This is a genomic window from Streptomyces lothianensis (genome assembly GCF_047779955.1).
Taxonomy (GTDB): Bacteria; Actinomycetota; Actinomycetes; order Streptomycetales; family Streptomycetaceae; genus Streptomyces.
Window position 1 is genome coordinate 25,811 of sequence record NZ_JBLMKT010000064.1, and the last position, 13,893, is coordinate 39,703.

Consider the following 13,893-nt stretch of genomic DNA (forward strand, 5'->3'; position numbering starts at 1 on the left):
CTCTCCCTGGTCAGCCCTGGTCAGCCTTGGTCAGCCGTGGTTGGCCGGTTGGCGGTCGGGGGCATCCCGGCACAGTGGGCACAGGCCCGGTTCGGGGCCTCGGTAGGCGCGGTCGCAGGTGTCGCAGTTGTGGAGCGGATGCCGGGGCGACTCGGGCGCGGCCGGGGCTCCGAGCGGCGGAGGCGGTGGCAGCAGGGCCGTGAGCCGGTGGGCCAGGAGGGCTGCCGGGCGGTGCAGCGGGGTGGGCAGTTCGCTGATCAGGGCGTGGCTGACGGCGGCGGGGGAGACCTCACGTTCCAGCCAGGCCGCGACGCCGGGGGCGAGGCGGGCCGCGTCCCGGGCGGACAGCAGCAGGGCCGGATCGTGGTGGTGGAGAGTGGCGAGCAGGTCGGTGGCCTGCTGAAGGAGGCCGGGGGCGGGATAGGCGGGGTGCGGTACATGGAGGGGGCGCGCGGAGCTCTTCGGGCGGGCCGGTGGTTCAGTGGAGGACGGGGGCGCGGAGGGGGATGCCGGTACGGAGGGGGATGCCGGTACGGAGGGAGTGGGCTCGGCGGTGACGGACGGTCCCGGGCGGGGAGGGGGCGGAGTCGGTGCACTAGGTGCGGGGCCGGGGCCGGGGCCGGGACCGGGGCCGGGACCGGTCGGGTTCGGTGCGTGGCGGGCGGGGCGTGGCTCGGGGCGGGCGCCACCGAGGTGGAGGCCGGTTCGGGTGCGCTGGCCGGGGGCGTTACAGGAGACGGTGCGGGTGGTGATGCGGCCGCCCGGGAGGCGGTGGACCTCGCGGCGCAGGAAGCCGTGGTGCTCCAGCTCGTTGAGGGCGGCGGAGATCCGCTCCCGGCCCTCCTTGTCGGGTGACGTGGCGAGCGTCCGGATGTCGACGGAGGATCCGGCGGGCAGCGACTGGATGTGGACGGCGATTCCGATCGCCGTGAAGGAAAGTTCGCGGTGTTGGGCGAGTTCGTTGCCGATGACCGTGAAGCGGCTGGTCAGCCGGATGTTCTCGTGGATCACGCCGGAGGTGGGGTGCCGGGGGGCGCCCTCGGCGGGGTGGTTGTCGGCGGCAACGCGGGACTCGGGGCGCGCGGGCGCGTTAGGGTGCTTCGTATCCATCGGGAAGGTCTCTTCTTCCTCGTTGGTCAGGCCCTCGCACTGGGATTGCCGTCCCGGCGGGGGCCGTCGTATGTCTGCGGTTGTGTAAGCGTGAGCGTAAGGCCGACAACAGGCCGCCGTGCAAGCCGAGTTCACGGTGTTCACCCGACCGGGTGGTGGATCGCGCCACCCTTGACGTCAACGCCACGCCCTACGTCATGACCCCTGTCGTCCCGGGGTCCGCAGGGTTCGAGCGGTGGGGTTGGGTCGGGTCGGGTGCTTTCTCCTCTCGTTCTTTACGGGGTGATCGCCCGGCACACCGGCGTACGGGTTTCCGGGCACCGGTGGGGACTTGTCCACTGCTGTCCGGGCTGTCCGGTGGGGTGTGTGGGTAGGGCGGCAGGTGCGTGGCGAGCGGGGACGGACGCGGTATCGCGGAGGTGGCGAGAGTGGACACGACGGGCGGGAGCGGCAGGGGCGGGGCCGCGGACGGGGCCGACGAGGCGGGCTGGGACATCGACCCGGACGACGAACAGGGCGCAGCCGTCATCGCCATGGTCGGCCAGCAGCTCAAGGCGCGGCGCGAGCGGCTGGGGATGAGCGCGGCCCAGTTCGGCCAGGCCATCGGCTACGGCGAGGACCAGGTCTACAAGGTGGAGTCGGGCAAACGGATCCCGAAACCGGCCTACCTGGACGGCTCGGACCGGGTGCTCAAGGCGGGCGGAATGATCTCGGCGATGAAGGAGTGGGTCGCGGAGGTCCGGTATCCGAAGAAGGTGCGGGATCTGGCGAAGATGGAGGCCAAGGCTGTGGAGGTGTGCGTGTACGCCAACCACGGGCTCCACGGGCTTCTGCAGACCGAAGGGCATGCGCGGGTTCTGTTGGAGGCCAGGCAGCCCACCTACCCGCCGGAGGAGGTCGAGCGAGGTGTCGCCGCCAGGATGGCCCGGCGGTCGGTCTTCGAGAGGGAGCCTGCCCCCACGCTGAGCTTCGTACAGGAGGAGGCGGCGCTGCGGCGGCCCATCGGAGGCAGAATCGAATGGCGTCGGCAGCTCGAACGACTGCTTGAGGTAGGGAAGTTGCGCAATGTCTCGCTTCAGGTGATGCCGACGCAGTGTGAAACGCACCCAGGGCTGGGCGGCTGGATCGAGGTGTTGAAGTTTCCGGATGGCACGGCCGTGGGACGTTCGGACGGAGCGTTCGGCGGGCGCCCGGTGGAGGATCTCAAGCGGCTCCGCATCCTCGAACTGCGCTATGGCATGATCCGGGCCCAGGCTCTCCCGCCCAGAGAGTCGCTGGCCTTCATCGAGCACGTGCTGGGAGAAACATGATCCGGAAGACGAGTGCTGGAGACGGCGCCAAGCTGGAGTGGTTCAAGAGCAGCTACAGCGACAGCAGCAGCGGCAACGACTGCGTCGAGATCGCCCACGCCCCCGGCGCGGTCCACATCCGCGACTCCAAGGACATCCATCGCCCCCACTTCACCGTGTGTGGCACGGCCTGGGCCGAGTTCGTGGCGTACACCCGCGAGGTCTGACCGGGACGGGCTGAGACGGGATCGCGGACGCCTTCACGCCTACCTGTGGGATCTACCAGCGAACTACTATTTTCTACCGGATTAGTAGATGGGGGTCGCTGATCCTTTTCGTGGGGCGTCCGCCGCCGTCTACCACTGACCTACTCACTACTGCTGGATGAGTGGAACGGCGGCCTCGTCCAGCCCGTCGCCACGGAAGAGGCCTGGTCCAGTCGCGTGGCTGCTTGCCGGGATCGGGCATAGGCTGGTCTAAGGGCCCGCTCCGAGAGCCGGTCCTGGTAGCTCGCGGACAGGAGTGGGCTTGGCCGGCTCAGGCAGGGCGGGAGTCCTGTGAGGAGACCGCCATGACTACCACGGTCAACCGCGACGCGGTCGAAGCCGACATCAAGGAGACCCTCGGCCTGATCCCGCACTTCTTCCAGGCCATCCCGACCGAGCTGCTGGGTCCGGAGTGGGAGATCTTCAAGCGGATCGAACTCGGTGAGACGCTCATCCCGAACAAGTACAAGGAACTGATCGGCGTCGGCCTGCACGCCGAGACGAAGTGCCGCTACTGCAGCCTCTTCCACGCCGAGGCCGCGAAGCTGTTCGGGGCGACCGACGAGGAGATCCAGGAGGCCGTCCACTACGCGAAGGCGAGCCTGGGCTGGAGTGCGTACATCAACGGTATGCAGGAGGACTTCGACCAGTTCGCCGCCGAGCTGAACCAGATCACGGAGTACGTCAGGTCCAAGGCCGCCTGATGGAACTCGAACGGATCCGGCCCCTGGTGCTTCGCGGCACCTTCCACGCCTACGAGCTGGCGGCGCTGGTCGCGGCGGCCCGCTATGTCGTCGAGTCCGCACCGGCCGAGGTCCCCGCCGAGGCGGTGGATCAGCTGAACCGGCTGCTCGCCGACTACGACCAGCAGCTCAGCAACCTCGGCCGCCCGCAGCCGGAACGGCACCACTGATCACGGACCCGCAGGTCTGGCAGGTCTGGCAGGGCTGGCAGGTCCGGCAGGCCAACAGACCGCGCCCCGCGCCTGGTTGAGGCCAGGGCGGGGCGCGTCGTTGTGCGGGGAGGTGTGCCCAGATGCGGGGAGGGGGCTGTTACAGGCGCTGCCAGAGGGCCGGTACGTTCGGCGGCTGCCAGTTGGCCTGGGCCTGGTGGCCCTGGATGCAGCGGTAGGTCGCGTCGCCGTACGTCACGATGTCGCCCGCCTGGTAGACGGTTCCGGCCGCCCAGGTGCCGCCCGGGTCGCCCGGGTCACCGGGGTCGCCCGGGTCGCCCGGGTCGGTGGTCGTCTTCAGGGTGAGGCCGTAGTTCTGCAGCAGCGGGTTGATCGGCTGGTAGAACGTCGTGCCGCCGCTGGAGCAGTTGCCCGAGCCGCCGGAGGTGACGCCCTGTGCCTGGCTGCCGGAGATGTACGAGCCGCCGGAGTCGCCGGGCTCGGCGCACACCGTCGTACGGGTCACGCCCGAGATGGTGCCCTCGGGGTAGGTGACGCTGGTGTTGTGCTGCTGGATCGTGCCGCAGTGCCAGCCGGTGGTGGAGCCGGAGCGGCACACCGAAGCGCCCACCGGGGACTGCGTGGACCCGGTGACCTGGACGTTCTGGCCGCCTGAACCCCGTACGTACGGAGTCGCGTTCCACTGCGAGTTGACCGCCACCCAGGCCATGTCCCGGCCCGGGAAGATCGAGCCCTGGAAGCTGCCCTGGGCGGCCCGGTTGTGGCCGGAGGTGCTCGCACCCGCCTGGCCGCAGTGGCCCGCGGTGGCGAAGCCGTCCTGGCCGCCGCGGGTGACCGGGAAGCCGATGGAGCAGCGTCCGCTGTTGTTGATGTAGTACGCCTCGCCGCCGCGCAGGTCGTACAGGGGGCGGGGCCGCTCGGTGGTCCGCTCGATCCGGGCGAGCGAGGCGTCGATGCCGGCCGCGTCCAGGAGCGCACGGGCCGCGGCGGGGCGGATGGCCTCGATGACCAGCTTGTTCGTGGTGACATCGACGTAGCGGACGGGCGCGTCGGTGGTGTCCTGGTGCTTGGCGGCCCGGTCGAGCCGGGCCTTGGCGGCGTCGAGATCGGACAGCGAGTGCCGTACGACGGTGGCCTCGGCGCCGCGCGCCTCGATGGCCCGTACGTCGGCGGCGTCCGTGGTCGCCACGGTGAGCGTGCCGGAGTCGGCCCCGCCCACCCAGGCGCCCGCGAAGTCGGCGCCGAGCGCGAGGCGCAGGCGGCCCGCGGTGGCCGATGCCTCGGCCTCGTTGACGAGGCGGCGCTCGGCCTGCCGTGCGCTCAGACCCAGGTCGCGCTCCATGGCGCGCAGCAGGGCGGACGGTGCGTCGGCCGTACGCAGCGTCTGCGCGGCGGACTGCGGGGCCTGCGGGGCGGACGGGGTGGGGGATGGGGCAGTCGCGGCGCTCGCGGAGTTGCTGAGCCCGGCCGCTATCAGGGCGGCCGCGGCTGCGAGGGCGGCACCCGCGGCTCTGGTCCGGGTGTGTCGCTGGAGCATGGGGGAATCTCCTCGGCTTCGGTCTTGTCGCTCGATGGGGGTGCGACGGAAACCGTAGGAACGGGCCGGGGGTATGCATAAGACTCCGCCCGGCCCCCTGCATGGCGTTATGGATCCGGTGGTTCGGGTGCCCGAGGCCGTCACTGTCGTTGCTGTCGTTACCGCTGTTACTGGCAGCAGCTGCCGGTACGTGCCGGTATCTGCCGGTATCTGCCGGTACTTGCCGGTACTTGCCGGTACTTGCCGGTACTGGCTCAGGAAACGGGGTGCTCCGCGAGCCACTCCGTATAGCTGTCGCTGCGCGCCGCCACCGCCGCGTGCCCCATGCGCGCCTGCGCGAGAAGCATGCGTGCGAGGTCCGCCTCCTGGGAGAGCGGATGCCAGCCGAGCAGATGCCGCCAGGCCAGCGGTGTGCCGCGCAGCGGCCGGCTGACGATGCCGGGCGTCGACGGGAACGTGGCCCGGCACAGCCCCACGGCCCGCCCCACCTGCACCAGATGCACGAGCGAGCTGACATCCGTCTCGTAGATCCGTCGAGGAGTGAATCCGGCGGTGGCGCAGCAGGCGGTGAAGCAGTCACCGAAGCAGCCGTCGCCGGGCACACAGGCCCATGCCTCCATGGCGAGATCGACCAGCTCGACCTCTCTTCGCACGGCCAGCGGATGCGTTTCGCGCATCATCACGAACACCGGGTCCATGGCCACCTCGCGCCAGGCGAGCCGCTCCGCGCCGGGCGGAGCGGCCGAGCCGCAGGTGCCGGCCAGGGCGAAGTCGAGGCGGCCCTCGTCGACGAGTTCGGCGAGCCCGCGTTCGGACCACGACGTACGGGTCTCGACGCGCAGTTCGGGCAGTGCGTCCGCGAGCCGGTCGAGGAGCGCGCCGAGCAGCGGGCCGTGCGTGCCGCCGAGGCGGACCACGGCGGCGGCCCGCGTGCGGCGCGCGAACCGTACCGCCTCCTCCTGCAGCTCGGTCACCGCGGGCAGCACGATGCGGGTGCGCTCCAGGACCAGCTCCCCGAGTGCGGTGGCCCGCACGCCGTGGCGTCCGCGCCGGAACAGTTCACCGCCCAGCGCCCGCTCGATCCGCTTCAGTTGTGCGCTCAACGCCGGCTGCGCCAGCCCGAGTGCGGTCGCCGCCTTGGTGAGACTCCCGGCCTCGGCGATGGCCCGGACCGTCCTGAGATGACGCAACTCCAGCTCCATGAGGTGAGCTTCGGGCCGACAGACGCCATGGGCAAGAGGTTGGTGCAGACCAATGCAGGCTTCCTGGGCGGATGAGCGGGTGGGAGGATCGGGAGACGGAACCGCAGCCGCCCCTCCAGGCGCTGCTTTCCCTCCCTCCCCTCCCATGACAGGAGCGACGAAGTGCACGAACTCGGCTACGGCGACATCAAGGCGGCCGTCGACCGGATCGCGGGACAGGTCCGTCCCGTCGCCATCGCCCCGGTCGTGCTCGGCGCGGGCGGGGAGGAGGCGCGGGCGGGGAGCCAGGGGAGCCAAGGAAGCCTGGGGAGCGAGGGAATCCAGGGGAGCCGGGGAAGCCAGGGAAGCCGGAGGAGCCGGGGGAGCCGGGAGGGCGAAAGCGGCCAGGGGGCTGGGGGTGGCGGCCGGGAAGGCCAACAGATCTATCTGGCACTGGAGTTCATGCAGCACACCGGAAGCTTCAAGGCCCGCGGCGCGGCGAACTTCCTCCAGGCCCACCACGAAGCCGGCACCCTCCCGGACACCGGCGTGACCATCGCCTCCGGCGGCAACGCGGGCCTGGCCTGCGCATGGGCCGCGCGACGCCGAGGGGTGCCGGCGACGGTGTTCCTGCCGACCACCGCCCCCGAGGTCAAGGTGGCCAAGCTCCGTTCGTACGGGGCCGATGTGCGCCTGGCCGGTGCGGAGTACGCCGAGGCCCTGGCCGCGTGCGAGGAATTCGCCGCATCCTCGGGCGCGCTCACCTCACACGCCTACGACCATCCGCTGATCGCCGCCGGAGCGGGCACACTCCTTGAGGAGATCCGCGCCAGGATCCCCGGCCTGGACACCGTGATCGTGTCCGTGGGCGGCGGTGGCCTGTTCGCCGGTATCGCCACCGCGGCCCGGCACCACGGCATCCGTACCGTCGCGGTTGAACCGCAGAACTGCCGGGCCCTCGACGCGGCGCTCGAAGCGGGTGACTTGGTGGACGTCCCGGTGGACTCGGTGGCCGCCGACTCCCTCGGCGCCCGCCGCGCCACATCCCTGGCCCTGCATGCCGCCCGGCACGAGAGCGTGCGCTCCGTCCTGGTACCGGACGACGCGATCATCCGCGCCCGCCAGTTCCTCTGGGACCACCACAAACTGGCCGTCGAACACGCCGCGGCGACGGCTTTCTCCGTCCTCACCTCCCGGTCGGGCGACGGCTACCGCCCGGGTGCGGGGGAGAAGACCGCCGTCGTGCTGTGTGGCGCGAACACCGACCCGAGCGACCTCGTCGGGCAGCCGCGCAACGGCTGAGCCTTCCCCGTACGGCGGCGCAACTGGCCTTCCCCGACGGCAGATCGCCGACAGGTCGCCAGCAGATCGCCGGCCGAACATGCCGGAACCCGGCCCCCGGGCGCCATGGCGCGGCGTCCGGGGACCGGGTCCGGTCAGGTGCAGTGGTGCAGTGGTGCAGTGGTGCAGGATTATGCGAAACGCTGGGCCGTCGAACCGTCGCAGGTGCGGAGGGCCACTGCCTTGTCGGGAGTCGGCTGGGTCAGGCACAGGCCCTGGGCGGTCGCCGGGCGGATGGTGCCGTCCGCGGGGCGGGTCCACTTCTGGTTGTCGCCGCCGTGGCAGTTCCACAGGATCGCGGCGGTCGGGGCCTTGACGTCGCGGGCGTCCAGGCAGCGGTCGTGGGAGAGGCCGATGTGGATGGACTGCCGTGCGGGGTCGTACCACCAGGTCTGGTTGCGGCCGTCGTGGCAGTCCCAGCCGATGACCGCCGTGAAGTTGCGCGAGGAGCCGCCGTTGGCGTCCAGGCACTGGCCGGTGGCCTGGTTCCTGATCGGCTTGAACTTGTCGTCCCACGCGCCCGCGTAGAGCTGCGGGCTGTTCGTGGACGCGGGGTCGACGCACGAGGCCTCGCTCAGGCCGGAGTCGTAGAACTGCCGGAAGCAGGCGGCGAAGGCGCCGTGGCCTGCGGCGTTGGGGTGGAAGCTCTGGCGGACGGAGTTCTCGTCCGGCGGGAACGAGCCGTCGTAGAAGAAGCCCCGGGCCCAGGTGCTCTGGGTGCACACCTCGTGCCCGTGGAAGAGGCGGGAGGCGTCGAGGTAGTGGGCGCCGGACTGCTGGGCGGCCTGGCGGATGCCGCGTTCGAAGGCGGGTACGGCGGCGTTGCGGCCCCAGGCGGCGTCCGAGTCGTAGCCGATGCAGCCGCCGGGCCACTTCCCGGGGAAGTCCGGGTTGTCCCTGAAGTCGGGGCTGATCGGGGACGGGTAGCTCATCAGGACGAGCTTGTACGAGCCGTCGGTGTATCCGGCGTCCCGCATGACCGACTTGAGGTCGGTGACGGTGGCGGCGACCTTCGGCACCATGCCGTCGACGCGGTTCTGCCAGCCGGGCGCGTACTTCGGCTCGCACGGGCCCTGGAACAGCACCCAGCGCGTCACGCAGTCCGTCATCACGGGCCCGAACTGGATGTCGTCATTGGCTCCGACGACCACCACCACCATCTTCAGGCGGGTGTTGCGGGCCTTGATGGCCAGGTCGTCGGACTGGACGAGTTCGTCGGCGTACTGCTTCGAACCGCCGATCCGCACGTTGTACGTCGCCCCGCCCGAACACGCGGCGTTCGCCGTGACCTCCGCGAGGCCGGTGCGGTGGATCGCGGCCTCGGTGGAGCGGTGGCACCAGTTGTCCGGGCCGTCGGTGCCCGGTTCGTACGATCCGGCGCCCTCGCCGGAGATCTCCGAGTCGCCGAGCGAGATCACCCCGGTCTTCCGCTCGGCCATGGGCCGTTCCTCGGGGCTGCCGTACAGCTCGGTGGCCTCGGCCGCGCGGATCTCCTCCAGTTCCGGGGGGAGGGGCGTGGACGCGGTGGCGCTGCTGGGGGTCGCGCTGTTGGGGGCCGGTGCCGCGCTCGCGGTGGGTGCGGAGAGCGCGGCGAGGGACAGGGCCACGGCTGCTGCTGTGGTGGTGACGCAGGTTCTCAGCCGCGATCTGGTGTGGGGCATGAGGCGCCTCCCGGGTAGGTGTTACTCCCGGTATTTACCGGGGAGTAGCCCTGCTGGGAAGACACGAACATGACAATTATTCAGCTTCGCTGCCCCCGCGGGCCTCCCGCCAGGGCGGACGGGGTTTCCGGTCGCGTCGCTGCCCGCCCGCGGCGAGAGAGTTGCCGCTCCCGTGGCCCGCGTGCTGTACGGTGCCTGTCCACAGCAGGGGCGTGGAGGCCGAAGAGAACGCGGAGGGAGGCGCCGCAGGTGGCTGGGCGAGTGGTGACGCGCTGGCGGGCGCTGCTCGCGGTCTGCGCGGTCGCCGCCGTCACTCTGGGGCACGGGTTCGCCGGTGCGGCCACGCATCTGCCGCACCATCCCGACCACGCCTTGGTGACCCACGCCGTCTCCGCTGCCGGCTCGGCGCCGCATGCGGGGGGCGCCGAGCCGCACCACGACGGGCACGACGGCACGGCGTGCGACATCCTCCCCGGAGGCGGGGCCCCGCACCTCCACCTGGTCGCGAGCGGCCTTGCCGCTTCGTGGGCCGACGAGCGTCTCGCCGCCCTGTCGTGCGCCACAGCCGTACAGGCCCGTGCTCCTCCGAAGCCCTCTCTGGACGCTCTGTCGGTGCTGCGGATCTAGAAGAGCCGTCGCGTGCCGCTGCCCCCCCCGCAGCGGGACGCGAGGACGGCTTGTGGATTCTTTCGCGCAGCACGGATGGAGAGATGTACATGGGAGCAAGAGGCAGGTCTGAAACCGGAGTCATGGCGGACGTGGGCGCGGGGCGCATACTTGCGGCCTTCGCCTCGCTGGGTGCCGCCGCGATCCACTTCGCCGCGGCCCCCGATCACTACGCCGAGTGGTGGGCCGCGGGGGTGTTCTTCTACGCCGTCGGCGCCTTCCAGGCCGGCTGGACCCTGGCTGTCCTGCGGGCCTCCGGCACGGCCGTCATGCTGCTCGGCCTCGTTGCCAACGCGGCGGTGATCGCGACATGGGCCGTCAGTCGGACCCTGGGGATGCCGGTCGGGCCCGGCGCGGGGGTGCCCGAGGAGGTGACCCGGGTGGGGGTCACAGTCGTCTTCTTCCAGGCAGTGGTCTGCCTGGTGGCGCTGGCACGGCTGCGGCGGCGTCCCGCCCGTGGCTTCGCTTCCTCCTTCCGGGCGGTGGTCCTGGTCGGCGCCGCCGGTGCGATGGTCACGGGCCTGACGATGCCCGCGGTGGAGGGCGCCCTGAGCCACAGCCACAGCGAGGCGGACGGGCCGACGTCGCACAGCCACGACGAGGACGACACCCACGGAGGCGAGGAGACCCCGCCGTCGGGAACCGGTTCCGGTACGGGCTCGCAGGACGGGACGAAGGCCGACGCGGAGGAGACGACGGCTCCCTCCGCGGAGGAGTCACCCACCACGCAACCGGCCGAGGAACCCGCAGACGGGCACGGCCACGACGACGAGCCGCACGGCCACTGACGACGCCCGGATCCGGAGGGGCTCGCCGCCCCGATCCCCTCCGGATCCGGGCCGCCCGGCCAGTCCGGGCTTCCTCCGTCCGGGGCCGAGGAGTGTGCGTGCGGCCGTGGATCAGGGTTTGGCCAGCGGGTCGGTACGCAGGATGTTCAGGCGGCGCCGGTACCCCTCCTCGTCTATCTCCCCGCGCGCCAGCCTCTCGCGGAGGATGTCCTCGGGCGTGGGCGTGGGCGCGGCAGGGGGATGGGTGTGCTCGGGCGAACGGTTGAGCGCGCGGTACAGCAGCACGGCCGCTGTGATGATCAAGGCCCAGAAAAAGATCATGCCGAGCGACATCGTGAACCAGCCCCACCCGCTGACGTCGTGCCCGTACCAGAACATCATCATCACTCACCTGCTTCGGTGGCCGGATGCGAGGAGGCACCCGAAGGCTTCCTGCCTGTACCTGCATCGTCCCCGGGGCGCGGCAGCCGATCCTGGGTCGGATGGGCCATGCCGTGTGGGCCATAGCGCCCCTTTCGGATTGGGGGCAGAGGCGCGCAGGCTTGGGAGTGGGCCGACAAGGGAGGCGGGCAGCTCATGAGTGTCCTCGATGTCGTCGTCGCCCTCGCCTGTGGCGTACTGATCGCCGCGCTGGGCTGGTTCTTCTTCGGCTCCCGACGTGTCGGTGCGGCACGGGTCGAGGGCGGTGTGCAGCGGATGGAGGTGACAGTGCGGGGCGGCTACAGCCCCGACGTGATCAAAGTCCGGCAGGGCACGCCGGTGGAACTGGTCTTCGACCGCCAGGAGGCCGGCGAGTGCACCTCCCGGGTGGTCTTTCCCGGCCTCGGGGTGAGTGCCGGGCTGCCCGCTCACTCCCGCACCGTGGTGCGGCTGAAGCCGGACCGGCCGGGCTCCTTCGGGTTCGCCTGCGGCATGAACATGATCCATGGAACGCTGCTGGTCGAACCCGTGGAAGAGGCAGCACCTCCGGGCCCGGACGACGGCCACGGCGCCGATGCCGTGTCCGCCCCCGCACCCTCTGCCGCGGGCGGAGGCTCCGGAGCACAGCGGTCGGCCGCCGAGGCGGAGGCGGCGGAGGCCGTCGAGCGGCAGACGGAGATCACGGATCTGAGCCACAGGGTGCTGGTGGGCGCGGTGCTCACGGCGCCGGTGGTGTTCGCCGTGATGGCGAAGGAACTCCTCGGCGCCGACTGGGTGCCCGGCTGGATGCTGAACCGCTGGCTGCAACTGGCGCTGATCACCCCGGTGATGTTCTACACCGGGTGGCCCGTCCATTCCACCGGCTGGCTGACCCTGCGCCACCGGGCCGCGGACATGAACAGCCTGGTCACGCTGGGTACGAGCGCAGCGTACGGCTACAGCCTGCTGGTGACCTTCGCTCCCGGGCTGCTGCCGCAGGACCTGCGGGAGGTCTACTTCGAGGCGGTCGGCGTCATCCTGACGCTGATTCTGCTCGGGAGGCTGCTGGAGGCCCGCGCCAAGGCCGGCACCGGTGAGGCCATCCGGGCCCTGCTGGGCCTGCAGGCGCGCACCGCCCGCGTCGTACGCGGCGGCAGCGAGACGGAGATCCCCGTCGAGGACGTCGTGGGCGGGGACGAGATCGTCATCAGGCCGGGAGAGAAGATCCCCGTGGACGCCGAGGTCCTCTCCGGCTCCTCGCCGGTGGACGAGTCCATGGTCACCGGCGAACCGATGCCGGTCACCAAACACGCGGGGGACATGGTCATCGGCGCCACCGTCAACGGCACCGGATCGCTGCGGGTACGGGCGGCCAAGGTCGGCGCCGACACGATGCTGGCTCAGATCATCCGTCTCGTGCAGCAGGCCCAGGCGTCCAAGGCGCCCATCCAGCGGCTCGCCGACGCCGTCTCCGCGTACTTCGTGCCCGCGGTCATCGCCATCGCCGTCGCCACCTTCGCCCTCTGGTTCATCCGCGGCCCGTCCCCCGCCCTCACACCGGCCCTGGTGACGGCGGTCGCCGTGCTGATCATCGCCTGCCCCTGCGCGCTCGGGCTTGCCACGCCGCTGTCCGTCATGGTCGGCACCGGCAAGGGCGCCCGGTCCGGCATCCTCATCCGCTCGGCGCAAGCGCTGGAGACGGCACAGAAGCTGGACACCGTGGTGCTGGACAAGACCGGCACCGTCACCGAAGGCAAGCCCGTCCTGACCGACGTCCGTCCCCTGGCCGGATTCGACGAGACGGAGCTGCTGCGTCTGGTCGCGGCAGCCGAGGCCGACAGCGAGCACCCGCTCGCGCAGGCGATCGTCACCGGCGCCCGCGAGGGCGGTCGTTCCTGGCCGGGCGCGACCGGCTTCGACTCGGTCACCGGCAAGGGCGTGCGGGCCACCGTGGACGGCCGCGCCGTCATGGTCGGCACGGCCCGGTTCCTCGGCGACGCCGGTATCGACACCGCCGCGCTCACCCCCGTGGCCGCGGGGTTCTCGGCCGAGGGCAAGACCCCCGTCCTCGCCGCGGTCGACGCACGGGCCGCGGGAGTGCTGGCCGTGGCCGACACCGTCAAGGACGACTCCGCCGCCGCGATCGCCGCCCTTCGGCACCTGGGCATCGATGTCGTCATGCTCACCGGCGACAACGCCCGCACCGCCGCCGCGATCGCCGCCCAGGTCGGCATCACCCGGGTGCTCGCCGACGTGCTCCCGCAGCACAAGGCCGACGAGATCCGCCGTCTCCAGGGCGAGGGCCGCACCGTGGGCATGGTCGGCGACGGTATCAACGACGCCCCCGCCCTGGCCGCCGCCGACGTCGGTCTGGCCATCGGCACCGGCACCGACGTCGCCATCGAAGCCGCCGACATCACCCTGATCTCCGGCTCCCTCGGCGGCGTCGTCACCGCCACCCGGCTGTCACGCGCCACGATGCGCAACATCCGACAGAACCTGTTCTTCGCCCTGATCTACAACACCATCGGTGTCCCCCTCGCCGCAGGCGCCCTCTACCCGCTGTGGGGCATCCGGCTCAGCCCCGTCATCGCCGCCGCGGCCATGGCGCTCAGCTCCCTGTCGGTCGTCACCAACGCCTCCCGCCTGCGCCGCTGGCACCCCGAGCCGCTGCCCGAAGCCCGGCCGCCGAGCACGATCCGGCGCCCTCGCCGGAGGTCTCCGAGCCGCCGGGCGGGGTGA

General features: G+C 71.5%; 13 protein-coding genes. 8 read left to right on the forward strand and 5 right to left on the reverse strand.

What is annotated here, in order from left to right:
* Positions 1–30 precede the first annotated feature (30 nt).
* Complete coding sequence (locus ACLF6P_RS21930) at positions 31–1,110, reverse strand: helix-turn-helix domain-containing protein (RefSeq protein WP_415952347.1); 1,080 nt, start codon at positions 1,108–1,110, stop codon at positions 31–33.
* Positions 1,111–1,538: 428 nt separating this feature from the next.
* Between ACLF6P_RS21930 and ACLF6P_RS21935 the strand changes: the two genes are divergently transcribed.
* The 4 genes from ACLF6P_RS21935 to ACLF6P_RS21950 all read left to right on the forward strand — a co-directional run bounded on the left by ACLF6P_RS21935 (position 1,539) and on the right by ACLF6P_RS21950 (position 3,578).
* Positions 1,539–2,420: a helix-turn-helix domain-containing protein gene (locus ACLF6P_RS21935; RefSeq protein WP_415952348.1), complete on the forward strand. Its 882-nt coding sequence runs from the start codon at positions 1,539–1,541 to the stop codon at positions 2,418–2,420.
* Positions 2,417–2,626 (forward strand): DUF397 domain-containing protein, encoded by a 210-nt coding sequence (locus tag ACLF6P_RS21940; protein WP_415952349.1) that lies wholly within the window; start codon positions 2,417–2,419, stop codon positions 2,624–2,626. Before ACLF6P_RS21935 ends, ACLF6P_RS21940 begins: the two co-directional genes overlap by 4 nt.
* 344 nt (positions 2,627–2,970) lie before the next feature.
* On the forward strand, positions 2,971–3,369 hold the full coding sequence (locus tag ACLF6P_RS21945) for a carboxymuconolactone decarboxylase family protein (protein ID WP_415952350.1): 399 nt from the start codon (positions 2,971–2,973) through the stop codon (positions 3,367–3,369).
* Positions 3,369–3,578, forward strand: coding sequence for a hypothetical protein (locus ACLF6P_RS21950; RefSeq protein WP_415952351.1), 210 nt, complete (start codon positions 3,369–3,371; stop codon positions 3,576–3,578). The genes ACLF6P_RS21945 and ACLF6P_RS21950 overlap by 1 nt, the downstream gene beginning before the upstream one ends.
* Positions 3,579–3,717: 139 nt before the next feature.
* On the opposite strand, the gene ACLF6P_RS21955 is transcribed toward ACLF6P_RS21950, so the two are convergent.
* Positions 3,718–5,115, reverse strand: coding sequence for a carbohydrate-binding protein (locus ACLF6P_RS21955; RefSeq protein ID WP_415952352.1), 1,398 nt, complete (start codon positions 5,113–5,115; stop codon positions 3,718–3,720).
* 254 nt (positions 5,116–5,369) lie between these two features.
* Positions 5,370–6,317 carry a LysR family transcriptional regulator gene (locus tag ACLF6P_RS21960; RefSeq protein WP_415952353.1) on the reverse strand — a complete coding sequence of 316 codons (948 nt, stop codon included), beginning with the start codon at positions 6,315–6,317 and terminating at the stop codon, positions 5,370–5,372.
* 162 nt (positions 6,318–6,479) lie between these two features.
* Here ACLF6P_RS21960 and ACLF6P_RS21965 point away from each other — a divergent pair, with 162 nt between their 5' ends.
* On the forward strand, positions 6,480–7,598 hold the full coding sequence (locus tag ACLF6P_RS21965) for a threonine/serine dehydratase (RefSeq protein ID WP_415952354.1): 1,119 nt from the start codon (positions 6,480–6,482) through the stop codon (positions 7,596–7,598).
* Between the two features lie 170 nt (positions 7,599–7,768).
* Here the strand turns inward: ACLF6P_RS21965 and ACLF6P_RS21970 are convergent, their stop codons facing one another.
* Complete coding sequence (locus tag ACLF6P_RS21970; RefSeq protein ID WP_415952355.1) at positions 7,769–9,298, reverse strand: ricin-type beta-trefoil lectin domain protein; 1,530 nt, start codon at positions 9,296–9,298, stop codon at positions 7,769–7,771.
* A 249-nt stretch (positions 9,299–9,547) separates the two neighbouring features.
* Between ACLF6P_RS21970 and ACLF6P_RS21975 the strand changes: the two genes are divergently transcribed.
* Entirely contained in the window at positions 9,548–9,925 is a 378-nt protein-coding gene (locus tag ACLF6P_RS21975; RefSeq protein WP_415952356.1) for a DUF6153 family protein, read from the forward strand.
* A gap of 122 nt (positions 9,926–10,047) precedes the next feature.
* Positions 10,048–10,752 (forward strand): hypothetical protein, encoded by a 705-nt coding sequence (locus ACLF6P_RS21980; RefSeq protein WP_415952357.1) that lies wholly within the window; start codon positions 10,048–10,050, stop codon positions 10,750–10,752.
* 111 nt (positions 10,753–10,863) lie between these two features.
* Here the strand turns inward: ACLF6P_RS21980 and ACLF6P_RS21985 are convergent, their stop codons facing one another.
* A complete protein-coding gene (locus ACLF6P_RS21985) occupies positions 10,864–11,136 on the reverse strand; it encodes an SHOCT domain-containing protein (RefSeq protein WP_415952358.1) in 273 nt (90 codons plus the stop codon).
* A 192-nt stretch (positions 11,137–11,328) separates the two neighbouring features.
* Here ACLF6P_RS21985 and ACLF6P_RS21990 point away from each other — a divergent pair, with 192 nt between their 5' ends.
* The gene (locus ACLF6P_RS21990; protein ID WP_415952359.1) at positions 11,329–13,893 is read left to right on the forward strand and encodes a heavy metal translocating P-type ATPase; all 2,565 of its coding nucleotides are present in this window, start codon (positions 11,329–11,331) and stop codon (positions 13,891–13,893) included.